Annotated in this window: 27 protein-coding genes and 1 pseudogene; 22 read left to right on the top strand and 6 right to left on the bottom strand. The window is 62.1% G+C overall.

Going from position 1 to position 25728, the window contains the following annotated elements; genetic code table 11:
• Nucleotides 1-32: 32 nt before the first annotated feature.
• The 3 genes from NKL06_RS32370 (at nt 33) to NKL06_RS32360 (ending at nt 1997) form a co-directional block, all read left to right on the top strand.
• A complete protein-coding gene (locus tag NKL06_RS32370) occupies nt 33-470 on the top strand; it encodes a DUF1489 family protein (RefSeq protein WP_023671006.1) in 438 nt (145 codons plus the stop codon).
• Nucleotides 471-573: 103 nt separating this feature from the next.
• Entirely contained in the window at nt 574-1299 is a 726-nt protein-coding gene (locus NKL06_RS32365; RefSeq protein WP_023693433.1) for a hypothetical protein, read from the top strand.
• Nucleotides 1299-1997, top strand: coding sequence for a DnaJ domain-containing protein (locus NKL06_RS32360; protein ID WP_023693434.1), 699 nt, complete (start codon nt 1299-1301; stop codon nt 1995-1997). Before NKL06_RS32365 ends, NKL06_RS32360 begins: the two co-directional genes overlap by 1 nt.
• A 46-nt stretch (nt 1998-2043) precedes the next feature.
• Here NKL06_RS32360 and NKL06_RS32355 read toward each other — a convergent pair whose 3' ends face one another.
• Nucleotides 2044-3438 carry an SPOR domain-containing protein gene (locus NKL06_RS32355; protein ID WP_502903796.1) on the bottom strand — a complete coding sequence of 465 codons (1395 nt, stop codon included), beginning with the start codon at nt 3436-3438 and terminating at the stop codon, nt 2044-2046.
• Nucleotides 3439-3506: 68 nt separating this feature from the next.
• Here NKL06_RS32355 and NKL06_RS32350 point away from each other — a divergent pair, with 68 nt between their 5' ends.
• The 4 genes from NKL06_RS32350 to clpA all read left to right on the top strand — a co-directional run bounded on the left by NKL06_RS32350 (nt 3507) and on the right by clpA (nt 7208).
• A complete protein-coding gene (locus NKL06_RS32350; protein WP_155927172.1) occupies nt 3507-3782 on the top strand; it encodes a hypothetical protein in 276 nt (91 codons plus the stop codon).
• Nucleotides 3779-4108, top strand: coding sequence for a phasin family protein (locus NKL06_RS32345; RefSeq protein WP_023671011.1), 330 nt, complete (start codon nt 3779-3781; stop codon nt 4106-4108). The genes NKL06_RS32350 and NKL06_RS32345 overlap by 4 nt, the downstream gene beginning before the upstream one ends.
• 277 nt (nt 4109-4385) lie before the next feature.
• The gene (gene clpS, locus NKL06_RS32340) at nt 4386-4712 is read left to right on the top strand and encodes an ATP-dependent Clp protease adapter ClpS (protein ID WP_023671012.1); all 327 of its coding nucleotides are present in this window, start codon (nt 4386-4388) and stop codon (nt 4710-4712) included.
• A gap of 6 nt (nt 4713-4718) precedes the next feature.
• Nucleotides 4719-7208, top strand: a complete 2490-nt coding sequence (gene clpA / locus NKL06_RS32335) for an ATP-dependent Clp protease ATP-binding subunit ClpA (protein WP_023693436.1) — start codon at nt 4719-4721, stop codon at nt 7206-7208.
• Nucleotides 7209-7573: 365 nt separating this feature from the next.
• Here clpA and NKL06_RS32330 read toward each other — a convergent pair whose 3' ends face one another.
• The 4 genes from NKL06_RS32330 to NKL06_RS32315 form a co-directional block, all read right to left on the bottom strand.
• A complete protein-coding gene (locus tag NKL06_RS32330; protein ID WP_023693438.1) occupies nt 7574-8002 on the bottom strand; it encodes an HIT family protein in 429 nt (142 codons plus the stop codon).
• Between the two features lie 95 nt (nt 8003-8097).
• Nucleotides 8098-9312, bottom strand: a complete 1215-nt coding sequence (locus NKL06_RS32325; RefSeq protein WP_023693439.1) for a GNAT family N-acetyltransferase — start codon at nt 9310-9312, stop codon at nt 8098-8100.
• A gap of 42 nt (nt 9313-9354) precedes the next feature.
• Nucleotides 9355-10095: a glycerophosphodiester phosphodiesterase gene (locus NKL06_RS32320; RefSeq protein WP_023693440.1), complete on the bottom strand. Its 741-nt coding sequence runs from the start codon at nt 10093-10095 to the stop codon at nt 9355-9357.
• Between the two features lie 14 nt (nt 10096-10109).
• The gene (locus NKL06_RS32315; RefSeq protein ID WP_023693441.1) at nt 10110-10574 is read right to left on the bottom strand and encodes a RidA family protein; all 465 of its coding nucleotides are present in this window, start codon (nt 10572-10574) and stop codon (nt 10110-10112) included.
• Between the two features lie 138 nt (nt 10575-10712).
• On the opposite strand from NKL06_RS32315, the gene NKL06_RS32310 reads away from it, so the two are divergent.
• The 5 genes from NKL06_RS32310 to tsf all read left to right on the top strand — a co-directional run bounded on the left by NKL06_RS32310 (nt 10713) and on the right by tsf (nt 14469).
• Nucleotides 10713-11543, top strand: a complete 831-nt coding sequence (locus tag NKL06_RS32310) for a cell envelope integrity EipB family protein (protein WP_023671019.1) — start codon at nt 10713-10715, stop codon at nt 11541-11543.
• Between the two features lie 44 nt (nt 11544-11587).
• Entirely contained in the window at nt 11588-11866 is a 279-nt protein-coding gene (locus tag NKL06_RS32305; RefSeq protein ID WP_023671020.1) for a DUF4031 domain-containing protein, read from the top strand.
• Nucleotides 11863-12474, top strand: coding sequence for a LysE family translocator (locus NKL06_RS32300; protein ID WP_023688582.1), 612 nt, complete (start codon nt 11863-11865; stop codon nt 12472-12474). The genes NKL06_RS32305 and NKL06_RS32300 overlap by 4 nt, the downstream gene beginning before the upstream one ends.
• Before the next feature lie 177 nt (nt 12475-12651).
• Nucleotides 12652-13440, top strand: a complete 789-nt coding sequence (gene rpsB, locus NKL06_RS32295) for a 30S ribosomal protein S2 (RefSeq protein WP_023671022.1) — start codon at nt 12652-12654, stop codon at nt 13438-13440.
• A gap of 108 nt (nt 13441-13548) precedes the next feature.
• Nucleotides 13549-14469 carry a translation elongation factor Ts gene (tsf, locus tag NKL06_RS32290; RefSeq protein WP_023684688.1) on the top strand — a complete coding sequence of 307 codons (921 nt, stop codon included), beginning with the start codon at nt 13549-13551 and terminating at the stop codon, nt 14467-14469.
• A gap of 33 nt (nt 14470-14502) precedes the next feature.
• Here tsf and NKL06_RS32285 read toward each other — a convergent pair whose 3' ends face one another.
• Complete coding sequence (locus NKL06_RS32285) at nt 14503-15429, bottom strand: LysR family transcriptional regulator (protein WP_023684689.1); 927 nt, start codon at nt 15427-15429, stop codon at nt 14503-14505.
• Between the two features lie 99 nt (nt 15430-15528).
• On the opposite strand from NKL06_RS32285, the gene NKL06_RS32280 reads away from it, so the two are divergent.
• The 10 genes and pseudogenes from NKL06_RS32280 to fabZ all read left to right on the top strand — a co-directional run bounded on the left by NKL06_RS32280 (nt 15529) and on the right by fabZ (nt 25727).
• The gene (locus NKL06_RS32280) at nt 15529-16056 is read left to right on the top strand and encodes a nuclear transport factor 2 family protein (protein ID WP_023671025.1); all 528 of its coding nucleotides are present in this window, start codon (nt 15529-15531) and stop codon (nt 16054-16056) included.
• A 34-nt stretch (nt 16057-16090) separates the two neighbouring features.
• Complete coding sequence (locus tag NKL06_RS32275; protein WP_023693442.1) at nt 16091-17200, top strand: aldo/keto reductase; 1110 nt, start codon at nt 16091-16093, stop codon at nt 17198-17200.
• A gap of 150 nt (nt 17201-17350) precedes the next feature.
• Entirely contained in the window at nt 17351-18073 is a 723-nt protein-coding gene (pyrH, locus tag NKL06_RS32270; protein ID WP_023671026.1) for a UMP kinase, read from the top strand.
• Between the two features lie 99 nt (nt 18074-18172).
• Nucleotides 18173-18727: a ribosome recycling factor gene (gene frr, locus NKL06_RS32265; RefSeq protein WP_023671027.1), complete on the top strand. Its 555-nt coding sequence runs from the start codon at nt 18173-18175 to the stop codon at nt 18725-18727.
• 31 nt (nt 18728-18758) lie between these two features.
• Nucleotides 18759-19481: an isoprenyl transferase gene (locus tag NKL06_RS32260; RefSeq protein ID WP_023748403.1), complete on the top strand. Its 723-nt coding sequence runs from the start codon at nt 18759-18761 to the stop codon at nt 19479-19481.
• An 11-nt stretch (nt 19482-19492) separates the two neighbouring features.
• Nucleotides 19493-20308, top strand: a complete 816-nt coding sequence (locus NKL06_RS32255) for a phosphatidate cytidylyltransferase (protein ID WP_023693443.1) — start codon at nt 19493-19495, stop codon at nt 20306-20308.
• Nucleotides 20309-20411: 103 nt separating this feature from the next.
• Nucleotides 20412-21554 carry an RIP metalloprotease RseP gene (rseP, locus tag NKL06_RS32250; protein WP_023693444.1) on the top strand — a complete coding sequence of 381 codons (1143 nt, stop codon included), beginning with the start codon at nt 20412-20414 and terminating at the stop codon, nt 21552-21554.
• Nucleotides 21555-21771: 217 nt separating this feature from the next.
• The gene (gene bamA, locus NKL06_RS32245; RefSeq protein ID WP_023693445.1) at nt 21772-24138 is read left to right on the top strand and encodes an outer membrane protein assembly factor BamA; all 2367 of its coding nucleotides are present in this window, start codon (nt 21772-21774) and stop codon (nt 24136-24138) included.
• Nucleotides 24139-24215: 77 nt separating this feature from the next.
• The gene (gene lpxD, locus NKL06_RS32240; protein ID WP_023693446.1) at nt 24216-25274 is read left to right on the top strand and encodes a UDP-3-O-(3-hydroxymyristoyl)glucosamine N-acyltransferase; all 1059 of its coding nucleotides are present in this window, start codon (nt 24216-24218) and stop codon (nt 25272-25274) included.
• A 1-nt stretch (nt 25275) separates the two neighbouring features.
• A pseudogene (gene fabZ / locus NKL06_RS32235) lies at nt 25276-25727 on the top strand (3-hydroxyacyl-ACP dehydratase FabZ).
• Nucleotide 25728 lies beyond the last annotated feature (1 nt).

Raw genomic sequence — 25728 nt, 5'->3', positions numbered from 1 at the left:
ACGCAATCGCGCGCCGGACTAAACCTTAAGCGATGGCACTCAATCTCCTAAAACTGTGCGTCGGTTGCGACAGCGTCGAGGACCTCGAAGAATGGATCGCCTTCCGCCTCGATGAGCGCCGCCGCGCCGGCGAACCCGCCGAGCACTGGCACACCACCCGCATGGTGCCGACGCGCGGCGCCGAGGTCACCGATGGCGGTTCGCTTTATTGGGTGATCAAGGGCAGCGTGCAATGCCGCCAGCTGATCACTGATATCAGGCCCTTCACGGACGACGAAGGCATCGGCCGTTGCCGCCTGATGCTCGACCTCGACGTCGTGCGCACCGACTGGCAGCCGCGCCGCGCCTTCCAGGGCTGGCGTTATCTCAAACCTTCGGATGCGCCCGCAGATATCGGCAAGGGCAAGGCCGGAATGGTCGAGATGCCGCCGAAACTAAAGCGCGAGCTCGCCGATCTGGGCTTGCTGTAGAGCCAAGGGCGCGGCCGCTTCTCCCAGAGCGTCGAGCGCTGGCCCTTCATCTTGTCCAAGGCTGGACTTGCAAGGGGGCCGACAACGCCACATCTTGCTTCTTATGAGCGACAAGAAGCAGCGCGTGCCTGCAAGGGCCGATCCTGCGCCGGTCAAGCCTCAATCCAATGCCGGCGAGATCGACGCCTTTATCCGTCAGGCCCGGACGCTTGTCGCGACCGGCACGGGCCGGCTGATCCTTGCCCTCGACGCAACGATGAGCCGCCAGCCGACCTGGGATCTCGCCATCAAGCTGCAGGGCGAAATGTTCGACGCCGTCGGCAAGGCCGGCACCCTCAGTGTCCAATTGGCCTATTTTCGCGGGTTGGGCGAGTGCCGCTCGTCGGCTTTTGTCGCCGACACCAATGCCCTGAAGCAGCTGATGACGCGGATCGACTGCCGTGCCGGCCACACCCAGATCGGCAAGGTGCTGGCGCATGCGCTGAAGGAAACGGCGGCGGCCAAGGTCAATGCTCTGGTCTATATCGGCGACGCCATGGAAGAGGATATCGACGACCTGGCGCAGAAGGCCGGCAGCCTCGGTCTGCACGGCGTTCCCGTCTTCGTCTTCCAGGAAGGCCATGATCCCGGCGCAGAAAAGGCGTTCAAGGAGATTGCGCGGCTGTCCAAAGGGGCTTGGTTCCGATTTGATCGGCGGGCTGCCGCGACCTTGGCCGGGCTGCTTTCGGCGGTTGCCGTCTATGCGACCGGCGGATTGAAGGCGCTCGAGGCAAGGGACAGGCCGGGAGACCGGCTGCTGATCGAGCATCTCAGGGGCGGCGGGAATTGATGGGCGCTATCATTGCACTTGTTGCACTGTTTCTGGTGCTGCTCGGCGCGGCGACGATCTTTGTCCGCGCCGATGCGCAAAAACTGGCAAGCGGCATGCGCACGCTCGGGCCGGTGCTTCTGGCGCTGGTCGGGCTCGCCGTGCTGGTGGTCGGGCGCGAAGGCATTGCCGGCCTCATTCTGGCCGCGGCCCTTGCCTGGTACGGTTCGATGCGAATGAAGCGGCCGTCGCTCGGGCCGGCGCCCGGCAAGCGCTCGACGGTGCGGACCGCCGCATTGGAAATGGAGCTTGATCACGATACGGGCGGGCTTGAAGGCCTGGTTCTGGCCGGCCGCCATGAAGGCAAGATGCTGGGCGCGATGGGCCTGGCCGAGCTGCAGCAGCTTTACCGCGAACTCCCCGGCGACCCGGAGAGCCGCCAACTCCTAGAGACGTATCTTGACGGCCGTTTTCCCGTCTGGCGCAAAGACGCTGAGGCGAACGGTGGCGAAGGGCTGGGTGTTGCGCCAGGTGCGGGCGCCATGACTAAGGAGGAGGCCTACAAGATCCTTGGTCTTGAAGCGGGGGCCGCCGCGGCGGATGTCCGCAAGGCGCACCGCCGCCTGATGCAGCGCCTGCACCCCGACATCGGCGGCACGTCTTTCCTGGCGGCGCGGATCAACGAAGCCAAGGACGTCTTGCTCTCCAATCACAACTAGTCTCCTTCGACGCAGTAAATTTCCGGGAGATGGTTCCGACGCCGCCCTACTGTTGGACGGCGTAGCAGGCGATTTTCTTTTTCTTCAGGGCATTGCAGGCATTCCAGGCCGCGTCCTTCGAGCGGAAGCCGCCGAACCGGGCGCGGTAATAGGTCTCGCCATCCTTCTGGAAGGCGACGGTGAAGCCGGAAGCAGCCCCAAGAACCTTGGGCGCCTGCTTGGCGGTCTTGTCTAGGAAAGCCAGGGCTTCGGACTGCTTGGGCGACGACGCTACCTGCACCGCCCAGCCAGCCGGCACCGAGGCCGTGTTGACCGGGTCGACCGCCTGAGGGGATGCAGGCGTGGGTTCGGCATAGGCAGCCACAATCTGCGCAGTTTCGACCTTCGGCGCCGTCACGATGACGGTCTTGACCTTCCTGGTCTTGACGACGGGGGCGGGCTCTTCGACCGCGGCCACCGTCTGTTCGTCGGCAGACTGGCCTTCAGCAGACTGCTCGTCAGCGGATGTCGGATCGTCATTGGACGCTACGGCATCGTCTTCAACGATCGGCTTGCCATCGGGCGTCGGCGCGTCATGCTTGGGCAGGAAGACCTTGGCCAGCGCCTTGACCGGATTGTCGCCGCCGGCCTTGGCGACCAGGGCGCCGCCGCCGCGGGTCGATGCGCGCGGCATGTAGGCGTTGATCAGGCCGGCCATCTGATTGTCGCGGCTGCGCCCCGAAGTGCCGCCCATGACGACGGCGACGAGGCGGCGGTTGCCATCCGAAACCGACGAGACGAGGTTGAAGCCGGAGGCGCGGGTATAGCCGGTCTTGATGCCGTCGACGCCCTTGATGCGGCCGAGCAGACGGTTGTGGCCATTGATGCGCTGGCGGCCGTAAAGGAAGGAGCGCTGCGAGAAATAGCCGTAATACTGCGGATAATGTTCCCTGAGCGCTATGCCAAGCATCGCCATGTCGTGGGCGGTTGTGAACTGGCCGGGATCGGGCAGGCCGTTGGCATTGCGAAACACGGTGCCGTCCATGCCGAGCGCGCGCGCCTTGGCGGTCATCATGCGGGCGAAATTGCTTTCGCTGCCGCCGAGCAGTTCGCCGAGCGCGGTCGCCGAATCATTGGCCGACTTGGTCACCATCGACAGGATGGCGGTCTCGACCGAAACCGCTCCGCCCGCCTTGACGCCGAGCTTGGTCGGCGGTTCGGCCGCCGCTTTGGCCGAGAACGGCACGGGCGTGTTCCTGCTGATCCGGCCCTTCGCCATGGCCTCGAAGGTCAGATAGAGCGTCATCATCTTGGTCAGCGACGCCGGGTAGCGCCGGCCGTTGGCATCGGACGAATAAAGCACCTTGCCGGTCTTGGCGTCGACGACGATCGCCGAAGACCTGGCGGCCATCGAGGACGCGGCATCCGCAACGACAAATGACATCGCCAAAGCGAGGATCATGATCATTTTGAGGGAAGATGCGGATTTTGAACCGAAGACCGACAACGCCTGACGCACTGATAGTTCCTTTGAAACTCATTGCCATGGAGGCGGCAAAGGGATCCGACCTCACTTGTCGTCAAACTATCGCGGCCAGCGTTACCAATCCGTTTATGGTAACCGGCGCGTTCACCATTTTCCTCGGGCTTGAGCCTTTCTTTATTCGAATTTTAGCTGTTGCCGGCGCAGCGCGGCCTGATGCCGCTGAAATCTTGACTTTTGTGCAGCGCACAATATATTCTCGTGCATTGCACAACCGCGCTCAGGCAAGGGCGCTTCAAAACGCCAAGGGAAACGTCAAATGACCCAGACCTACGAGGACTTCTCGAAATACGGCAAGGAGTTTGCCGATACCGGATTGAAGAGCTTCACCTCGCTCTCCAAGGGCGCGCAGGCGATCGCCACCGAAGCTGGCGAATACACCAAGAAGAGCTTCGAAGCCGGCAGCGCCGCGGTCGAAAAGCTGTTCTCCGCCAAGTCGCTGGAAAAGGCGGTCGAGATCCAGTCCGACTTCGCCAAGCAGAGCTATGAGAGCTTCGTTGCCGAGGCGACCAAGTTCGGCGATCTCTATGCCGATCTCGCCAAGGAGGCTTACAAGCCCTTCGAATCGATTGTCGCCAAGGCGAAGTAATTTCGCTCGAGAATACCAGGCACGGCCTTTCGGGCTTGCAAAACAGACCCGGTCGCGGATGCGCGGCCGGGTTTTTTCATGCCGGTTTCAATTCCGGGGCTTTGGCGGTTCACGATTTTGAAAATCGCCTCGGTTTGCCCACCTAGCCATATTGTCAGCTAACAAGAAGGGCTTAAAATCGTCCATCGAACACCTACATATCGAACTCGCCATGGGGATTCGAAAGAGGCAGGATTACGTGACTTCAGGTTTGACTGCCACGACAAGCGTGGTGCGGATGCAAAGTGACGGCGACGGCAATGAGGCCGGTCGCGGCACAGCCGTCATTACGCGCACCAAGACCAAGACCAAGAAGCCCAGCCTTTACAGGGTCCTCATCCTCAACGACGACTATACGCCCATGGAGTTCGTGGTTCACGTCCTGGAGCGTTTTTTTCAAAAGGACCGCGAAGCCGCCACACGCATCATGCTTCATGTTCACAATCATGGGGTGGGCGAGTGCGGGGTCTATACATTCGAGGTGGCCGAGACCAAAGTGTCTCAGGTCATGGATTTCGCCCGACAGAATCAGCATCCGCTGCAATGCGTGATGGAGAAGAAGTGAGGTAACATGCCGGCTTTCTCCCAAGGCCTGGAAAAGGCGCTTCACCAGGCGCTGACGCTCGCCAATGAGCGGCACCATGAATATGCAACCCTAGAACATCTGCTGCTCGCCCTCATCGACGACACCGAGGCGGCCGCCGTTATGCGCGCCTGCAACGTCGATCTGGACGAGCTGAAGCACACCGTTCTGACCTATATCGACACCGAACTCGACAATCTGGTCACCGGTTACGATGAGGATTCCAAGCCGACCGCCGGCTTCCAGCGCGTCATCCAGCGCGCCGTGATCCATGTACAGTCATCCGGCCGCGAGGAAGTGTCCGGCGCCAACGTGCTCGTCGCCATCTTTGCCGAGCGCGAGAGCCATGCCGCTTATTTCCTGCAGGAACAGCAGATGACCCGCTACGACGCGGTCAACTACATCTCGCACGGCATCGCCAAGCGCCCCGGCGCATCGGAGACGCGCTCGCCGCGCGGCGCCGATGACGAGCAGGGCGGCCCGAACGGCGCCGAGCCGCAGGAGGAAGGCGGCAAGAAGAAGCAGCAGCAGGATGCGCTGACGGCTTATTGCGTCAACCTCAACAACAAGGCCAAGGCCGGCAAGATCGATCCGCTGATCGGCCGCGAGAGCGAAATCAACCGCACCATCCAGGTGCTGTGCCGCCGTTCCAAGAACAACCCGCTCTATGTCGGCGATCCCGGCGTTGGCAAGACGGCGATTGCCGAAGGCCTGGCCAAGCGCATCGTTGAAGGCGATGTGCCCGAAGTGCTGCAGGACGCCACCATCTTCGCGCTCGACATGGGCACGCTGTTGGCCGGCACGCGCTATCGCGGCGATTTCGAAGAGCGGCTGAAGCAGGTCGTCAAGGAGCTCGAGGATTATCCCGGCGCCGTGCTGTTCATCGACGAGATCCACACGGTGATCGGGGCCGGCGCCACGTCAGGCGGCGCGATGGATGCGTCGAACCTGTTGAAGCCGGCGCTGTCTTCGGGTGCCATCCGCTGCATCGGCTCGACCACTTACAAGGAGTTCCGCCAGTTCTTCGAGAAGGACCGCGCTCTGGTGCGGCGCTTCCAGAAGATCGACGTCAACGAGCCGACCATCGAGGACGCCATCGAGATCATGAAGGGCCTCAAGCCCTATTATGAGGAATTCCACAAGGTGAAGTTCACCAACGAGGCGATCAAGGCTTCGGTGGAACTGTCGGCCCGCTACATCAACGACCGCAAGCTGCCGGACAAGGCGATCGACGTGATCGACGAGACCGGCGCCTCGCAGATGCTGGTGCCGGAAGCCAAGCGCAAGAAGACGATCGGCATCAAGGAGATCGAAGCCACGATCGCCACGATGGCCCGCATCCCGCCGAAGACGGTTTCGGCAGACGACGAGAAGGTGCTGCAAGGCCTCGACATCGAGCTGAAGCGCGTCGTCTATGGCCAGGACACCGCCATCACCGCGCTGACCTCGGCGATCAAGCTGGCGCGTGCCGGCCTGCGCGAACCGGAAAAGCCGATCGGCTCCTACCTGTTCTCAGGCCCGACCGGCGTCGGCAAGACCGAAGTCGCCAAGCAGTTGGCTGCCTCGCTCGGCGTCGAGCTGATCCGCTTCGACATGTCGGAATATATGGAACGCCACACCGTCTCGCGGTTGATCGGCGCGCCTCCCGGCTATGTCGGCTTCGACCAGGGCGGTCTGCTCACCGACGGGGTCGACCAGCATCCGCACTGCGTGCTCTTGCTGGATGAAGTTGAGAAGGCGCATCCGGACCTGTTCAACATCCTGTTGCAGGTCATGGACCACGGCAAGCTGACCGACCACAACGGCAAGCAGATCGACTTCCGCAATGTCATCCTTATCATGACCACCAATGCGGGCGCATCCGATGCGCAGCGCGCGGCGATCGGTTTCGGATCGACCAAGCGCGAAGGCGACGATGTCGAGGCCATCAACCGGTTGTTCACGCCGGAGTTCCGCAACCGTCTCGATGCGATCATCCCGTTCGGCTCGCTGCCGGTGCCGGTCATCCATCAGGTGGTGCAGAAGTTCGTCATGCAGCTCGAGGCCCAGCTCTCCGAGCGGGGCGTCACCTTCGACCTGTCGCCGGACGCGATCGCCTGGCTGGCCGACAAGGGCTACGATGAACGCATGGGTGCGCGGCCGCTCGGCCGGGTCATCCAGGAGCACATCAAGAAGCCGTTGGCCGACGAGGTGCTGTTCGGCAAGCTCAAGAAGGGCGGCACGGTGCGCGTCACCGTCGAGAAGAAGGAAACCGGCGAAACCGGCCTGAAGCTCGAATCACTGGCCGACGAAGCCCCGGTGCAGCCGAAGCAGGAGCCGGAAGAGACGCCGAAAGCCCGCAAGGCAGTGGCCAAGAAGCCCGTCGCCAAGAAGGCGGTGGCGCAGAAGCCTCAGCCCAAGGGCAAGGACGAGCCTGAGCCCAAGGGCAAGGATGGCGGCAAGCGCAGCCTGGTGCCGCAACTGCCGCGGAAGAGCTGAAAGGTTCGCCTATGAAGGGCCCGGTGACGGGCCCTTTTTTCATTGGCTGGCCGGTTTGCCGACACAGCGCCCCTGCTTTTCAGGGCAGATGTTGTTAGGTCAGGCGGCGACGCCCTCGGGTGCAAACTTGCCCAGGAAGTACCCGCACGCCTTCCAGATGGCGATCGAGATCAGAACGCTCGCATAGCCATCCACGGCGCGGCAGCTGCTTCTACCAACGGCTCTGATGTCGCAACCGAATGTTCCACGATTTTGAAAACCCAAACGCATCCCGGTACGGCGCGCGTTATCACGGGTGGTTTGATATTTCCCTAACCGACGTAATGGATTGTGGCTGAGCTCATCGCCTTGAGGCGCACGCCACCTCAACCGTTCAGCGCTGCCCGGATCCTGGCCGCGTTCTCAGTCAGCACTTCGGGCTTCTCCATCTGTCCCGTATGCGGCTTGAGCGCGATGCCTTCGAACCGCGGGATGACATGGACATGCAGGTGGTAGACGGTCTGGCCAGACGCCGGTTCGTTGAACTGCAGGATGGTGACCCCGTCAGCGCCGAAAGCCTTTTTGACCGCCAGCGCCACCTTCTGGACCGTGGTGAACAGCCGGCCGAGCGTCGCCGGATCGGCATCGAGCAGATTGCGCGACGGTGCTTTGGGCACCACCAGCGTGTGACCGGGGCCTTGCGGCATCACATCCATGAAGGCGACCACGGCATCATCCTCGTAGACGCGGTGCGACGGGATTTCGCCGCGCAGGATCTTCGCGAAGATATTGCTGGGGTCGTAAGCCTCGGTCATGGCGGCGCTCCGGGAGTATGCTCCCGGTGTAGCGAAGCTGTCCCGGACCGGCAAGATGGTCCGGCGATATCGACAGGCGAGGGCAGGGCGGATCGCTATTCCTCAAGATCCTTGCGGAACGGCGTATGCTCTTCCAGAATTTCGCCCATCCGCTCGACCTCGCGCCGCTCACGCCGGAGATAATCGGCCACAGCATTGCGCAGGCCGGGATGTGCGATGTAGTGCGCCGAATGCATGGTCACGGGACGATAGCCGCGCGCCAGCTTGTGCTCACCCTGCGCGCCGGCCTCGACCACCTTCAGCTTACGCTCGATGGCGAAGTCGATGGCCTGATGGTAGCAAACTTCGAAATGCAGGAACGGGTGGTCCTCGATGCAGCCCCAATTGCGGCCGTAGAGCGCATCGGAGCCGATGAAGTTGATGGCGCCGGCGACATAGCGGCCATTGCGCTTGGCCATTACCAACAGGATATCCTGGGACATGCGCTCGCCGATCAGCGAGAAGAACTTGCGGTTGAGATAAGGCCGGCCCCATTTGCGGCTGCCGGTGTCCATATAGAAGGCGAAGAAATCGTCCCAGGCCCTTTCGGTCAGGTCCTTGCCGGTCAGCCGGTCGATCGAGATATCGTTGGCGAGCGCCTCGCGCCGCTCCTTCTTCATCGCCTTGCGCTTGCGCGATGCCAGCGTAGCGAGGAAATCGTCATAGGTCGAAAAGCCTTCGTTGAAGAAGTGGAACTGCTGGTCGGTGCGGTGCAGGAAGCCGGCTGCTTCCAGCGTTGCAACGTCGCTTTCACTGGCGAAGGTGACATGCGCGGAGGACACGCCGAGCTTTTCCGTCACCGCCTTCAGGCCCGCTGCGAGACCGGCCTTCACAATGGCGCTGTCCTCGCCCTTGCTGACCAGCAGGCGAGGGCCGGTGACCGGAGAGAACGGCACGGCGCATTGCAGTTTCGGATAGTAGTTGCCGCCGGCGCGTTCGAACGCATCGGACCAGCCGTGGTCGAAGACATATTCGCCCTGGCTGTGCGATTTGAGATAGCAGGGCACGGCGCCCAGCAATCTGCCTTGGGCATTTTCCAGTCTGAGATGATGACCTTGCCAGCCGGTACGCCGCACGGCGCAGCCGGAATCTTCAAGCGCGCTCAGAAAAGCATATGAAACGAGAGGGTTATAGCCATTTTCTGTGTCGCTGCGGGTTGTGCCGGTAAAGCCGTTCCACTCGTCGCAGGTGAAGGCATTGATGCCGGCGGCGACGCGGATGGAAAACTCCGCATTCGCCGTTTGCCCGTCGCCTTCATCACCCTGATCCATGGGGCTTATTTAAGCTCTGTCGGGGCCGCTACAAGTCACGTTTCAGGCACTTCCATCAGGCGACACTGACAGATCGGGTTCGAACCCTTCGAACGTCATCTGGTCGGCGTATTTGAAAGTGAGATCCACCGCCGGCTGGTCATGCACCGTCCAGGTGATGACAGGCATTTTAAGCCTTTCGCGCACGAAGCTGACGAACGGGTTCGGCAGATCGCCCGCGGCATAGGAGGTGAAGGCGAGGTCATGTGCCAGCATGGCAAAATGCGCCTCGATCAACTGATTGTCCCTGCCGTAGGCGGTCAGCCCACCCGGAATGCCAGGCGCATCCCTGGGGAAGTCGCGGACCAGCCAGTGGTCGAACGACATGATCGCCGCCTTGCCCTTGTAGCGCTCCAGCATCTTGCCGACGCTTGCCACCAAGCCCTCGTCGTAACCGGGCACACCCTTCAGTTCGACAATCATCGGCACACGGCCGTCGACCAGGTCGAGCGCTTCTTGCAGTGTCGGCACATGGTCCTTGGTGCCGCCGATCCTGAGCGCCGCCAGTTCCGCTGCCGTGCGCTGCCAGACAAAGCCGTCCTGGCCGGTCAGCCGCTTGAGGTCGCCGTCATGGATGATGACGGGAACGCGGTCGGATGAGAGGTGCACGTCGCATTCGATCGCATAGCCGCGCTCGGCGGCAGCAGCGAAGGCCGACAGCGTGTTTTCCCAGCGCGTCTTGTTCATGTCGTGAAAGCCGCGATGCGCCACCGGCCGGGCGGTCAGCCAGGAAAGGTCGGTCATTGTCTTGGTCCTGCTCATGCGACCTCGAAGACGGCTTCGATTTCCACTGCGGCATTAAGCGGCAGACAGGCGGTGCCGACGGCGGAGCGGGCATGCTTGCCGCGCTCGCCAAGGGCCGCGACCAGGAAATCGGAGGCGCCATTGGCGACCAGATGCTGCTCGACGAAATCCGGCACTGATGCAACAAAGACGGTGATCTTGACCAGCCGCTGGATTTTTTCGAGATCGCCAAGTGCTGCTTTTGCCTGCGCCAAGATGTTGATTGCACAGTACTTTGCGCCTTCCTTGCCGGTTGCCGTGTCGACGTCGCGGCCGAGCAGGCCGCTTGCCTGCAGCTTGCCGTCCTTGAGCGGCAACTGCCCGGCGGTGAACAAAAGATTGCCGGACCTGCAATAGGGCACATAGTTCGCGGCGGGCGCTGCGGCGGCAGGTATCGTCACGCCGAGATCGCTTAGCCGCTTTTCGATTGTTTCACTCATCGTATTTCCCTATTGCTTGGAGACGCCGCGCTGGCCGGGCCGAAATTGCTATTTTTGCCTCGCTTCCGCCACGACTTTTTTTAAGCTGGACCATCCTTACCTGCGGCCTGCCATCAGCTGCGACGATCGGAGCCCTTTATGCGCGCAACGCGCCTTGCCTTCCACGCCGTTCTCGTTCCGGTGCTGTTCTCGATGGCTCCAGCCTTTGCCGTGCCGGCGCTGCAGGCGCATCGCGCCGTCTACGATCTTACCCTCGACAAGGCGTCGGACCGATCGGGCATCACCGGCATTTCCGGCCGCATGGTCTATGAGTTCAACGGCTCGCCCTGCGAGGGCTATACGGTAAAATTCCGTTTCGTCACCCAGATCGCCACCGGCGACAACACCAGGCTGACCGACCAGCAGACGACCACGTTCGAGGACGCCGAAGGCAAGACCTTCTCGTTCGTGACCAAATCCTTCGTCGACCAGAACCTAGACAAGGAGGTCAAGGGCACCGCCACGAAAGAGACCAAGGGCCTCAAGGTCGACATCGACAAGCCCGAGAAGAACAGCCTGGAACTCGCCGCTACTCAGTTCCCGACCCAGCATCTGGTCGAACTGATCGGCAAGGCCGAGAAGGGCGAGAATTTCTACGAAACCAGCCTGTTCGACGGTTCGGAGGATGCCAACAAGGTGATGACCACCACCGTCATCGTCGGCAAGAAGGCCGAGGGCGACAAGGCCGACCCCGAAGCGCCGGCGCTGGCCAAGCTTGCAGGCGACAAATACTGGCCGGTCGACATCGCCTATTTCGACGAGACCGACAAATCGGGCGAAGAGGTGCCGGAATACCGCATCAGCTTCAAGCTGCACGAGAACGGCATCACCCGCGACCTCACAATGGACTATGGCGAGTTCTCGATGACCGGAAAGCTGGTCAACCTGTCGCTGTTCGATCAGACCAAGCCTTGCCCGGTCTCGAAATAGCAACAATGCGGCGCTGGCCACGGCAGGCTTGATGGCAGTTCCCGATGGCGGTCTATGTCGATGCGGCGATCTGGAAATGGGCCGGCCATCGCTGGTGCCACCTGATGGCCGACGATACGGACGAACTGCATCGTTTCGCCGCCGAGCTTGGCGTCAAGCGTTCGTCCTACCAGGGGCCGCCCAGGACATCGGCGCCGCACTATGACATAACCGGCTTCGAGCGCGACCGGGCGGTGCGGCTCGGCGCCATCGAATGCAGCCGCGAGGAGATCGTTGCGATCTTCAGGCGCGTACGGGTACCCAACGGAAAGGGCCGATCGTGACCCTAACGGCATTCCTGGCTTATTGCCTTGCCATCACACTTGCCGCCGCCACGCCGGGACCGGCGATGTTCACGGTGATCACCAACGGCGTGGCACGCGGCTTCCTGCGTGCGTTCGTCGCCGGAATGGGCATTGCCGCCGGCGATGCCGTGCTGGTCACCCTGGCACTGCTCGGGCTGGTGGCGCTGGCCCAGACCTTCGAATGGGTGTTTCTCCTGTTGAAATACGCCGGTGCGGCCTACCTGATTTTCCTCGGCATCAAGATGTGGCGGGCCGCGGCCGCGCAATCGGCCGCGCAAGGAATCCCCCAAACCGGATTGTCGCGTTCGTTCCTGCTTGGCGCCTCCGTGGCGCTCGGCAACCCGAAGGCGATCCTGTTCCACGCCTCGATCATGCCGCTGATCCTCAACCTCGACACCATGACGTTTGCCGACGGCCTGCTGGTGGTGGCAGTCGTCGTCGGCGCCAATATTCTCACCATGGGCATCTACGCCGCGCTGGCGGGCAGGGCATCCGGCTGGTTCAGGACGCCCGAACGCATGCGGCTGATTAACCGGTTCGCCGGCAGCGCCATGATCGGCACCGGAGCGCTGATTGCCGCACGCTGAGCGATGAAGCACCTCACCGCTTGCGTTTGCAGCGCTTCCCCTCTATATGCGCGCTCATTCCACACACGGACTTTGGTGTCTGCCCGGGAGAAATCCGGCTGAAACCTCCGGTGGCGTTCGAGGACAAAGTCCAAAAATGCCTGTGTCCGTGGAGGCTAACCGGAAAAGGAACTAAGAATGGCACTGCCTGATTTCAGCATGCGCCAGCTTTTGGAAGCTGGCATTCACTTCGGCCACCAGACCCACCGCTGGAACCCGAAGATGGCGCCTTACATCTACGGCGCCCGCAACAACATCCACATCATCGACCTGTCGCAGACGGTGCCTTTGCTGCACCAGGCTCTGAAGCAGGTTTCCGACACCGTTGCCAAGGGCGGCCGCGTGCTGTTCGTCGGCACCAAGCGCCAGGCGTCCGACATCGTCGCCGACGCCGCACAGCGTTCGGCCCAATACTATGTCAACTCGCGTTGGCTCGGCGGCATGCTGACCAACTGGAAGACGATCTCGAATTCGATCCAGCGCCTGCGCAAGCTCGACGAGATGCTGGCCGGCGAAGCCCAGGGCCTGACCAAGAAGGAACGCCTGAACCTCGACCGCGAGCGCGAGAAGCTCGACAAGGCGCTCGGCGGTATCAAGGACATGGGCTCGACGCCCGACCTGATGTTCGTCATCGACACCAACAAGGAAGCGATCGCCATTCTCGAGGCCAAGCGCCTCGGCATTCCGGTCGTTGCCATCATCGATTCGAACTGCGATCCGGACAAGATCGACTTCCCGATCCCCGGTAATGACGACGCGGCGCGCGCCATCCAGCTCTATTGCGACCTGATCGCCAAGGCTGCCATCGACGGCATCGCCCGCCAGCAGGGCGCGCTCGGCGTCGACATCGGCGCCTCGGTCGAAGCTCCGGTCGAACCGGCGCTTGATCCGGCTCCGGCCCCGGCTGCGGACGCTCCGGAAGCTTGACAATCGAAGGCCGGTTGCGGCCTTCATCATTCTCATATTTGGCACGCTAGACGGACGCATCACCGAGTACCGGTGGTGCGTCGGTGCATTTAAAACAAAGAGGCGACAATGAGCATTTCGGCTGCACAGGTCAAAGAACTCCGCGACTTGACCGGCGCGGGCATGATGGACTGCAAGGCGGCGTTGACCGAGACCAACGGCAACATCGAAGAGGCCGTCGACTGGCTGCGCAAGAAGGGCATTTCCAAGGCCGACAAGAAGGCTGGCCGTACTGCCGCCGAAGGCCTGATCGGCGTCGACTCCGGCGTCCGCGAGGCCGCCATCGTCGAGGTTAACTCCGAGACCGATTTCGTGGCCCGCAACGAGCAGTTCCAGGAGATCGTTCGCAATGTCGCCAAAGTCGCGCTTGCTTATGGCACGACGGAGGCTGTCTCTGCCGCAAAGTATCCGGGTTCGGACAAGTCGGTCACCGACACCATCAAGGACGCCGTTGGCACCATTGGCGAGAACATGAGCTTCCGCCGTTCGGCCAAGCTCACCGTCCCGCACGGTGCTGTCGCAACCTACGTCCACAATGCGGTTGCCGATGGTCTTGGCAAGCTCGGCGTTCTGGTCGCGATCGAGACGACGGGCAATGAGCATGCCGCCAACGCCTTTGGCCGCCAGGTCGCCATGCATGTCGCTGCCACCAACCCGCTGGCGTTGACCGCCGAGCAGATCGATCCGGCAGCGGTCGAGCGCGAGAAGGCGATCTTCGCCGACCAGGCGCGCCAGTCCGGCAAGCCGGAAGCGATCATCGAAAAGATGGTCGAAGGCCGCCTGCGCAAGTTCTACGAGGAAGTCGTGCTCCTCAAGCAGGCCTTCGTGCTCAATCCCGACATCACTGTCGAGCAGGCGCTGAAGGATGCCGAGAAGGACATCGGCGCTCCGGCCAAGATCTCCGCCTATCTGCGCTTTGCGCTGGGCGAAGGCATCGAAAAGGAAGAGACCGATTTCGCGGCGGAAGTCGCGGCGGCGGTGAAGAAGTAGTTTTAAAAATAGCCCCGAAAAGGGCTTCTCAGCTCAGGCAACTCGGCCGGGTGTCCGCAAGGATGCTCGGCCGATTTCTTGTGCGGTGTCGATGAAGGCCCTGAGCTTTGGCGCCGTCGACGCCCTGCGCGGGAAGTAAAGGAAGAGGCCGGGCTCCTCGATCGCCGTTTGCGGCAGGATCTGAACGAGGCGGCCGGCGGCCAATTCCGCGCGCACCAGCGGCTCGAACACATAGGTCAGCCCGACGCCGGCAAGCGCAAGGTCGATCGCGGCCAGCGAATCGGTGACGATGACCGTACCCTTCGTCTCGGCCACGACATCCTTGCCGTCCTCAGTCAGGTCCCAGCGATAGAGTGCGCCGGAGCGCACAAGCCGGTAGCCGATGCAATTGTGGTCCGAAAGATCCGCCACACCGCGCGGACGGCCATGCCGGCCGACATAGGCGGGGGAGGCGACGATCACGGCGTTGAATGGCGGCGTCAGCCGGACCGTGACCATGTCCTGTGCGATCATCTCGCCCAGCCGGATGCCGGCATCAAAACCCTCGCCGACAATGTCCACCAGCCCCTGGTCGGTGAGCAATTCGATGGTCACATCAGGATAGCGTTCAGCCATCGCGGCGGCCACGGGAGTGACGGCAAGTGGAACGGCGATGTTGGGAACGTTCAACCTGAGCAAGCCGGAGGGCCGGCCCTTGATGGCTCGGATGCGGTCCATCCGGTCGGCGATATCCTGGAGGGCAGGGGCTGCCGTGTCCACCAGCGCCTTGCCGGCTTCCGTCAGCGAGACGCTGCGCGTGGTGCGCGCAAACAGCGGCTGGCCGATCCGCTCCTCCACGAGGCGCACCGCATGGCTGACGGCGGATGGGGACATGCCCAGTTCGGCCGCAGCTAGCGCAAAGCCGCCGCGTCGGGCAACGGCGACGATGACAGGCAAATGACTGAGCAGATCCCGATCCATTCATGCATGATATCGCATAGTCCTTGCGAACACTTCAATCTTCTCGATGCCGACAGGCTGACCCATATTGCCATCACCGATGCACAAAGGAGAAGAGAGATGGATGCCTTGAAACACGCTACCTTCGCCGCAGGCCTTGCCCTAGCGCCGGTCGATGCCGGCGGCGCCGAGCCGTCCGGTTGGCGCGCGCTCGCCGACGAACGCGCCGTCATCCGCATCGCCGATGCCATCGACCGTGCCGTCGATGCGCAGGACTGGAAGCTTGCCCGCTCCTATTTCGCCGACCGTGTCACCGTCGACTTCAGCAGCCTGTCAGGACAGCCTGCCGCCACCATCCCCTCCGACAATCTGATCGGTACCTGGGCCGGCAACCTCAGGGGCAGCAAGACCAGCCTGCATCTGCGCACCAATCACCAGGTGATCTTTGAGGCGGACGCGGCGACCGTCTCTTCGAACGGCTATGCCTGGAACCGGATGGAAGGCAATGGCGACCCGCTGTGGGAAGTCTGGGGCACCTACGAGCACCATCTGGTTCGCTCCGGGACCGGCTGGAAAGTCGACGGCTTCGTTTTCCGCGCCACGCATGAGCGCGGCAATCCCTGGGTCAAGATGACGCCTGGCCAGTGAGCCGGCGTCAAGAAATCAGGATAGGAAAAACACCATGACCATGAGCTATTACACACTGGGCAACAGCGGCCTGCGCGTCAGCCGGCTGGCACTGGGCACCATGACCTTTGGCACCGAATGGGGCTGGGGCGCGGACAGGGAAACCGCGCGCGCCATGGCCGACGCCTATGTCGAGGCCGGCGGCAATTTCTTCGACACCGCCGACCTCTACACCGGCGGCACAGCCGAAACCTGGCTCGGCGAATTCATCGCCGAGCGAGGCTTGCGCGACAGAGCGGTGATCGCCACGAAATTCACCTTCAACGCGGAGCCCGGCAATCCGAACGCCGGCGGCAATGGCCGCAAGAACATCTTGCGCGCCGTGGACGCTTCCCTGAAGCGGTTGGGCACTGATTATATCGACCTCTACCTCCTCCATGTCTGGGACGGGCTGACGCCGGCCGAGGAGGTCATGCGCACGATGGATGATCTCGTGCGTGCGGGCAAAATTCGCCATGTCGGCCTGTCCGATGTGCCGGCCTGGTATGCTGCCCGCGCGCAGACGATCGCCGAGTGGCGCGGCTACGAGCCGGTGTCGGCCCTGCAGCTTGAATATTCGCTGGCGGAGCGTTCGATCGAAAATGAGTTCGTGCCCTTCGGCACCCGCCATGGCGCAGGAATCATGGTGTGGAGCCCGCTGGCCAGCGGGCTGCTCAGCGGCAAGTACCGGCCGACGCAGGAAGGCCATGCCGGCCGGCTCGACGGCTTTCGCAACACCACTCATCCGGGGTTCCAGAAGTTCACCGAGCGCAACTGGGCGATCGTGGCGGAGCTCGAAAAAGTTGCCGCCGAACTCGGACGCAGCATGGCGCAGGTCGCGCTCAACTGGGTGGCAACGCAACCGGGCATCGCCACCGTGATTCTTGGCGCCACCAAGCTGCCGCAGTTGCAGGACAATCTGGCGGCGTTGGATTTCACTTTACCCGCCGAGCTTCGCGCGCGGCTGGATACGGTCAGCAAGACACCGCCGCCATTCCCGTACGCCTATTTCGGTTCCGACATACAAGCCCGGGTTACCGGCGGCGCCGTGACCGGCGACAAGCCGTTGGGTTATGCGCCGCCGCTGCTGGTCGACGGCGACGCCGTCAGCATCACCAGCAACTGACGGGCCGCGACGGGAAGGCGGAATTGGGCGAGGGGCGCCGCGTGACATCGCGGCGCCCTTCGTGTATCGGAACTCGGCATCGCGCCAGCGGCGGCGCCCGCGCGAGGGCGGCCTGCCCAGGCTGCCACACGCAACAATGACGAGGTCCAGATGACGGCAAAGCCCCTCTATCGACGTGTCCTGCTGAAAGCGTCGGGCGAAGCGTTGATGGGCGAGCAGCATTTCGGCATCGATGTCTCGGTGGTCGACCGAATCGCCGCCGACATCGCCGAAGCCCGCGCACTTGGCATCGAGGTCGGCGTCGTCATTGGCGGCGGCAATATCTTTCGCGGCGTGGCGGTGGCATCCAAGGGCGGCGACCGCGTCACCGGCGACCACATGGGCATGCTGGCCACCGTCATCAACTCGCTGGCGCTGCGCACCTCGCTGAACAAGATCGGCGTCGATGCCGTCGTGCTGTCGGCCATCGCCATGCCCGAACTTTGCGAGAGTTTTTCCCAGCGCCAGGCCACCGCCTATATGAACCAGGGCAAGGTCGTCATTTTCGCCGGCGGCACCGGCAATCCGTTCTTCACCACCGATTCGGCCGCGGCCTTGCGCGCCGCCGAGATCGGCGCCGACGCGCTGTTCAAGGGCACCCAGGTCGACGGCGTCTATTCGGCCGATCCCAAGAAGGATCCGAATGCGACCCGCTTCGAGCGCATCAGCCATGCCGAAGTCATCAACAAGGGCCTTTCGATCATGGATACCGCCGCAATTGCACTTGCGCGCGAAAACAACATCCCGATAATCGTCTATTCGATCCACGAAAAAGGTGGTTTCGGCGATATTCTGCGGGGCGGCGGCCGTTGCACGATCGTCGCCGACGAATAATCCGGAGTATACTCTCCTAAAAAGGATCAGTTTTCGAAAGCGGGTCCGGATATAGGCCCTAAGCACTGAACCCGGATCAAACGGGTCGAGGAGACTAAGATGAGTGGTGAGTTCGACGACCTCAAGCGGCGCATGGATGGCGCGATCGCCGCCTTCAAGCACGATCTGGCTTCGCTGCGCACCGGCCGTGCCTCCAGCAATCTGCTCGACGCCATCCAGGTCCAGGCCTACGGCACCACCATGCCCATCAACCAGGTGGCCAACGTGTCGGTGCCGGAGCCGCGCATGATCTCGGTTTCGGTATGGGACAAGTCGATGGTCGGCGCGGTCGACCGTGCGATCAGAGAATCCAATCTCGGCTTCAATCCGATCGTCGACGGCACCAATCTCAGGATTCCGCTGCCCGAGCTCAACGAGCAGCGCCGCAAGGAACTGGTCAAGATTTCGCATGGCTACGCCGAGAACGCCCGCGTCGCGGTGCGCCATGTCCGTCGCGACGGCATGGATTTCTTGAAGAAGGCGGAAAAGGACGGCGACATCAGCGAGGACGATCAGCGCAAGCGCTCCGATCAGGTTCAGAAGCTGACCGACGAGACGATCAGCACCATCGATCACCTGCTTTCCGATAAGGAAGCTGAAATCATGCAGGTCTAGGGTCGGCCCACACCGGCCCGAAAGCGAGACAATGGCAACGCCCGCGCATGTCGCGATCATCATGGATGGAAACGGACGCTGGGCCAAGGCGCGCGGCATGCCGCGGCTTGCCGGCCATCGCGCCGGCGTCGAGGCGTTGCGCAAGACGGTGCGCGCCGCGCCGGGTCTCGGCATTTCCTTCCTGACCGTCTATGCCTTCTCGTCGGAAAACTGGTCGCGGCCCAAGGCCGAAGTCAGCGATCTGATGGGGCTGTTGAAGCTGTTCATCCGCCGCGATCTGGCCGAACTGCACCAGAACGGCGTGCGCGTCAGGATCATCGGTGACAGGGCGGGGCTGCAGCCGGACATCAGGGGCCTGCTCGAAGAGGCCGAATCGCTGACTGCGCGCAATGAATCGCTGACCTTGGTCATCGCCTTCAACTATGGCGGGCGCGACGAGATCGTGCGCACGGCACGCAAGCTCGCAGCCGCAGTGGCGCGCGGCGAGATCGACGCAGAGGCGATCACGGCAGACACTTTTGCCGGCGCCCTCGACACCGCAGGCATTCCCGATCCGGAGCTGGTCATCCGCACCAGTGGCGAGCTTCGGCTGTCGAACTTCCTTCTGTGGCAGGCAGCCTACAGCGAACTGGTTTTTCTGCCTTGCTACTGGCCTGACTTCAGCCGCGAACACCTGGCCGACGCATTGCGCGATTTTGCTGGCCGCGAGCGCCGTTTTGGCGGGCTTGCCGCTCAAGATGTCGCTGCCTCGTGATCGGCGGCGGGATGAACAATCTTCAGCTTCGCATCGTCTCGGCGCTGGTGCTGGCCGCAATAGCGCTTGGCCTGACCTGGTTGGGAGGGCTGTGGTTCCGCCTGCTTTGCGCCGGGATATCGGCGGTCATCTTCTATGAATGGGCGCGCATGTCGCGCCCCTTGGCCGGTGCGACCCTCGGCTTCATTCCCGAAGCGCTGCTTCTGGTTTTCGTCGTCGCCCTGGTTGCAGGCGTGCCGGCATCGTGGCTTCTGTCTCTTGTCCTGGCCATGGTTGTGGTCGCTGCTGTCGGCGCCCGTATGCGTGGAGCGGCGCAATGGGATGCAGCCGGTCTTGCCTACGCGGCCTTGTCCGGCTTATCGCTGGCGCTGCTGCGCGGCGGCGACCATCCCGGCCTGATCGCAATCCTGTTTCTGTTCGCCGTGGTCTGGGCGACCGACATCTTCGCCTATTTCGTCGGCCGCTCCGTCGGTGGGCCCAAGCTCGCGCCATCTATATCCCCCGGCAAGACGCAGAGCGGCGCGCTTGGCGGCGCTGTCGGCGGCGTGGCCGCCGGCGTGCTTCTGGCTGCCGCCGCCGGGGCCGGCAATCTTGGCGTCCTCGCCTTGGTTGCGCTGGTGCTGTCGATTGTTGCCCAGGCTGGCGATCTCTTCGAATCCTGGGTCAAGCGCCGCCACGGCCGCAAGGATTCAAGCGCGTTGATACCCGGGCATGGCGGTGTCATGGACAGGGTGGACGGGCTTGTCGCGGCGGCTTTTGCCCTATACGTGATCGGCTGGATTTCGGCGGGCGCCGATCATCCGGCGCAGGGGCTGTTTCCGGCTTGAGTGATATTTCACGGCGAAGAAATGGCGCACGCCACGGATTCGCCTGGATTGATGTCACAGTCGCGGCGACACCTTTTGCCGCGGGTGAATTTGAGGGCATGACTTGAACGAAATTCTTCACGCGTTTTTCAGCACGGAAGGCTTTGTCCTCGGCACGCTGGTGCCGTTTCTGTTCGTGCTGACCGTGGTCGTCTTCATTCACGAAATGGGCCATTACCTGGTCGGCCGCTGGTGCGGCATTGGCGTGAAGGCCTTTTCGATCGGCTTCGGCCCCGAACTTCTCGGCTTCAACGACAGCCACGGCACGCGATGGAAGCTCTGCGCCATACCGCTCGGCGGTTATGTCAAATTCGTCGGCGACATGAGCGCCACGTCGAGCCAGCCGAGTTCGGAAGATCTGGAAACGCTGACTGACGCTGAACGCAAGGTCGCCTTCCACACGCAACCCATCTGGAAACGCGCCGCCACGGTGGTGGCCGGACCGCTGTTCAACTTCCTTTTGACCATTGCCGTCTTTGCCGTGCTGTTTTCCCTCTATGGCCGCCCTGTGTTTGAGCCGATGGTGGCGGCGGTCACCGCCGGCAGTCCAGCCGCAAGGGCCGGCATTTTGCCAGGCGACCGATTCGTCGCCGTCGACGGCAGCAAGGTTGAGACCTTCGCCGACGTCCAGCGCCTAGTTTCGGGCCGCGGCGGCGACGCCATCACCTTCACCATGTTGCGCGACGGCAAGGAGGTCACGGTCGTCGCGACGCCGGAGCCGATGGAGCAGCTGGACGCACTGGGCAACAAGGTCAAGGTGGCCGTCATCGGCGTCGTCAACAACAAGGATGTCGGCCAGCCCAGGCTGATCACCTACAGCCCTGTCGGAGCAGTCGGCGCCGCGGTCGAGGAGACGGGGCACGTCATTCAGCGCACCGGCCAGTTCCTGCAGCGATTCGTTGTCGGCCGCGAAGACAAATGCCAGCTGGGCGGCCCGATCAAGATCGCCAAGATGTCGGGGCAGGCGGCAAAGCTGGGCTTCCTGTGGCTGGTGCAGCTCGTCGCCGGACTGTCGGTCGGGATCGGAATTCTGAACCTTTTGCCGATTCCCCCCCTCGACGGCGGCCACCTCCTGTTCTACGCACTCGAAGCCGTTTTCCGGCGTCCGGTATCGGAGCGGATGATGGAAATGGGATACCGGGCCGGCCTCTTTCTGGTGCTGGGATTTATGGGCTTCGTCTTCTGGAACGATCTGTTTGGGTGCTGAAATCATGAAGAAATTTGGCTTCAGCACCGGCAATGTTGAGACGCCGTTTACCATGCACGGGGGTATGCGTGACGCGAAAGCCACGCATCAGGGTTAAGTAATTACAAATTAACCTGAAGCCTTGCGTGTAGGGAAAATCCGGTTAATACGGTAGGAGAAATTACCGCACGTCCGGTTTTCTCGCCGTGGGGACTTCGAGAAAAGGTACAAAAGCCCGATGAAGGCAGCATCCAAATTTTTGAGCGCCGCGTCCGCGGTGGCTATGTCCGCCGCTCTGGTTGTACCAGGTGCGCTCGCCGTGCAGTTCGTTGCCACATCTGCGGCGCAAGCAGCCGTTGTCTCGAGAGTCGAGGTCAACGGCAACCAGCGCGTAGACGCCGACACCATCCGCAACTACATCACGATCAAGCCGGGCAAGGCGTTTTCCAGCGCCGATATCGACGATGCGGTCAAGGCACTGTTTGGTACCGGGCTGTTCTCGGACGTTCAGATCAATCAGGTCGGTTCGACGCTGGTGGTCAAGGTTGCCGAATATCAGGTCGTGAACCAGGTTCTGTTCCAGGGCAACAAGAAGCTCAAGGACAATGCGCTGGCAATCGCCGTGCAGTTGAAGCCGCGCGGAACGTTCTCGCAGGCAACGCTGGACTCCGATGTCGAGGCGGTGAAAGCTGCCTACAAGCGAATTGGCCGCGACGATGCCGCCGTGACGACGCAGATCATGGACCTCGGCGACAACCGCGTGAACGTGGTCTTCAACATCAACGAAGGCGGCCGCACCAAGATCGCCGCAGTCAATTTCGTCGGCAACAGCGCCTATTCGAGTCGCCGCCTGTCCGACGTCATCGCCACCAAGCGCTCAAGCTTCCTGTCCTTCGTGCTGCGTGACGACGTCTATGACGAGGACAAGCTTCGCGCCGACCAGGAATCGCTTCGCCGCTTCTATTACAATCACGGCTATGCTGACTTCCAGGTGGTCTCTGCTGTCGGTGAGCTCGACGACACGACCAACCAATACACCGTTACCATCACCGTCCAGGAAGGGGACCGCTATACGTTCGGCGACGTCAGCGTCGAGAGCACCATTCCCGAAGTCGACTCGAAGGCGCTGGAATCGGTGGTTCAGACCCACAAGGGCGACGTCTACAACGCCAAGGATGTCGAGGACACCATCATCGCGCTGACCGAGAAGGTGGCGGGTTCTGGTTATGCCTTCGCCCAGGTGACGCCGCGCGGCGACCGTAACTTCGAGAATCACACCATTTCGGTCGTCTACACGATCGACCAGGGCACCAAGGCCTATGTCGAGCGCATCGAAATCCGCGGCAACGACCGCACGCGCGACTATGTCATTCGGCGCGAATTCGATGTCAGCGAAGGCGACGCCTTCAACCAGGTTCTCATTCAGCGCGCGAAGAAGCGGCTGGAAGCGCTGGATTATTTTGAGAAAGTCGACATTTCGACTGTTCCGGGTTCCGAGCCTGACCAGGTCGTGCTTGTGGTCGACGTGGTCGAGAAGTCGACTGGTGAGTTCTCGATCGGCGCCGGTTATTCGACCGGTGGCGAGACTGCCGGTCCGTCCGTCGAGGGATCGGTTGCGGAGCGCAACTTCCTCGGTCGCGGCCAGTACATCAAGGTCTCAGCCGGCGGCGGCAAGAATTCGCGCGACTACAGCCTGTCCTTCACCGAGCCCTATTTCCTCGGGCGCCGTATCGCCGCCGGTTTCGATATCTTCCAGCAGACGCGAAATTATTCGGACTACGACAGCGAGACGCTGGGTGCGACGGTTCGCTTCGGCCTGCCGATCACCGATAATATCTCGACGCAGCTAGCGTACAATATCGCGCAGGAAAAGTATAAATATGATGATGACTGCTTGACCAGCGGCACCTATGATCCCTCGAAATGCGACGTTTCTGCCGCAATTCGAGAGGGTATTGATGAAAGCCCTTGGATCAAATCGTCCGTCAGTCTCGGCTTGGTCTACAACACCATAGACGACATGAAGAGCCCGCATGAAGGCATCTACGCCACCACGACTGTGGAAGTGGCCGGCCTTGGTGGCGATGCCAAATTCGTCAAGGTTACCGGTCGCGGCACCGTCTACCAGACTCTATCAGAACAGTTGGATCTGGTCGGCCTGATCTCCGGCGGTGCTGGCCATATCGCGGGCTATGGCGATAATGGACTGCGTATCTTCGATCAGTTCAAGAGCAGCGACCGCATGATCCGCGGCTTCGAGTATGGTGGCATTGGCCCTGTGGATATTGCAACAGGTGACCACCTCGGCGGCACCACCTATTTCAATGCTTCGGCGGAAGCTCAGTTCCCGATACCGGTCATTCCGGAAAGCTTTGGCGTGCGTGGCGCTGTGTTTGCTGATGCCGCCACACTGTACGGCAGCAAGATTGATACTCCTGGCGTCACTCAGGCCTCGGTTGATATGAAGTTGCGCGCGTCGGTTGGTGTCGGCTTGTTGTGGTCATCGCCCTTCGGCCCGATCCGCATCGACTACGCGATGCCCGTCAAGAAGGAAAAGACCGACGACGTGCAGGAATTCAACTTCGGCATGTCGAGCCGCTTCTGATCTTGCGGTAACGATGCTTCCGGGCCGTTGGGGTCCGGAAGAGAATTGATCCGACCAAGCTGGATATTGCTTCTGGAATGACCGATCCGGTGTTCTTCGCGCCATCACGCCGGTATACGGCCGGCGAAGTCGCGAATCTGACCGGCGCATGGCTTGTCGATTCCGATCTTGCCCACATATCGATCGATGCGTTGGCGCCAGCCAACGAAGGCGGCGAGGGTGCGCTCGTCTTCGTCGACGGCAAGCGCAATTTCGCGCTGATGCAGTCGCTGAAGGCGGCGGCCGTGTTTTGTCCCGCCGAGTTCGCCGGCAAGGCGCCGGCCGGCATTGCGGTTCTGGTGCATCCGCGCCCGCAGCAGGCCTTCGCCATGATCGGCCGGCTGCTGTTCCCGACAGCGGCTACGCCGGGACCGATGACCAGCGAAACCGGGGTCTCGCCGCAAGCTCATGTCGATACCACGGCGCATATCGAGGCAGGCGCGATCATCGAGGCCGGAGCCGTCGTCGGCCCGCGTGCTTCCATCGGCAGCGGAACGGTCATTGCCCCCCACGCCGTTATCGGTCCGTCATGCCAGATCGGCCGCGACGGCTATATCGGACCAGGTGTCAGCGTCCAGTACGCGCTGATCGGCAACCGCGTCATCATTCATGGCGGCGCCAGGATCGGCCAGGACGGCTTCGGCTTTGTCGGCGGCGCCAAAGGCCCTGAGCGTGTGCCGCAGGTCGGCCGCGTCATCATTCAGGACGATGTCGAAATCGGCTCGAACACGACCGTCGATCGCGGCGCCATGTCGGATACGGTCATCGGTCAGGGGACCAAGATCGACAATCTGGTGCAGATCGCCCATAATGTTCGCATCGGCCGCAATTGCATTATTGCCGGGCTCTCTGGTATTTCCGGCTCCGTCACCGTCGGCGACGGTGTCACCATGGGGGGCGGCGTTGGCCTTGCCGATCATTTGACCATCGGATCAGGGGCCAAGCTTGCTGCAAGAAGCGGGTTCATGAGCAACGTGCCGGCGGGCGAGATCTGGGGAGGCTATCCGGCGCAGCCGATGGCGGAAGCCATGCGCGAGATCGCCATGCTGAGGAAGCTCGCCAGGACGCGCAAGCAGGGCGAAGGGGGAAGTAGCTGAGATGGTGCCGGCGACGCTCGAAGCGGTCGATATATTGGGGTTGATGAAGCTTTACCGCATCGCTATCCCTTCCTGATGATCGACCGCATCATCGAAATCGACGGCAATGATTCTGCCATCGGCATCAAGAACGTGACCATCAATGAGCCGCATTTTCAGGGCCATTTCCCGGATCAGCCGGTGATGCCGGGCGTGCTCATCGTCGAGGCCATGGCGCAGACGGCCGGCGCGATCTGCATCCGTAACCTCAACACGGAAAAGCCGTCGCTGGTCTATTTCCTGACCATCGATAATGCGAAATTCCGCAAACCGGTCGTCCCGGGCGACCAGTTGAAAATCCACGTCAAGAAAATCAAGATGCGCGGCAACCTGCTCAAATTCGCCTGCGAGGCCATGGTGGAGGGCACAAAGGCCGCCGAAGCCGAGATCTCGGCAATGATGGTTACCGGCTGAC

The organism is Mesorhizobium sp. C268A, from assembly GCF_040324475.1.
GTDB lineage: Bacteria > Pseudomonadota > Alphaproteobacteria > Rhizobiales > Rhizobiaceae > Mesorhizobium.
The sequence above is the reverse complement of the archived record's forward strand: the minus strand, read 5'-3'. Positions and strand labels throughout refer to the sequence as shown.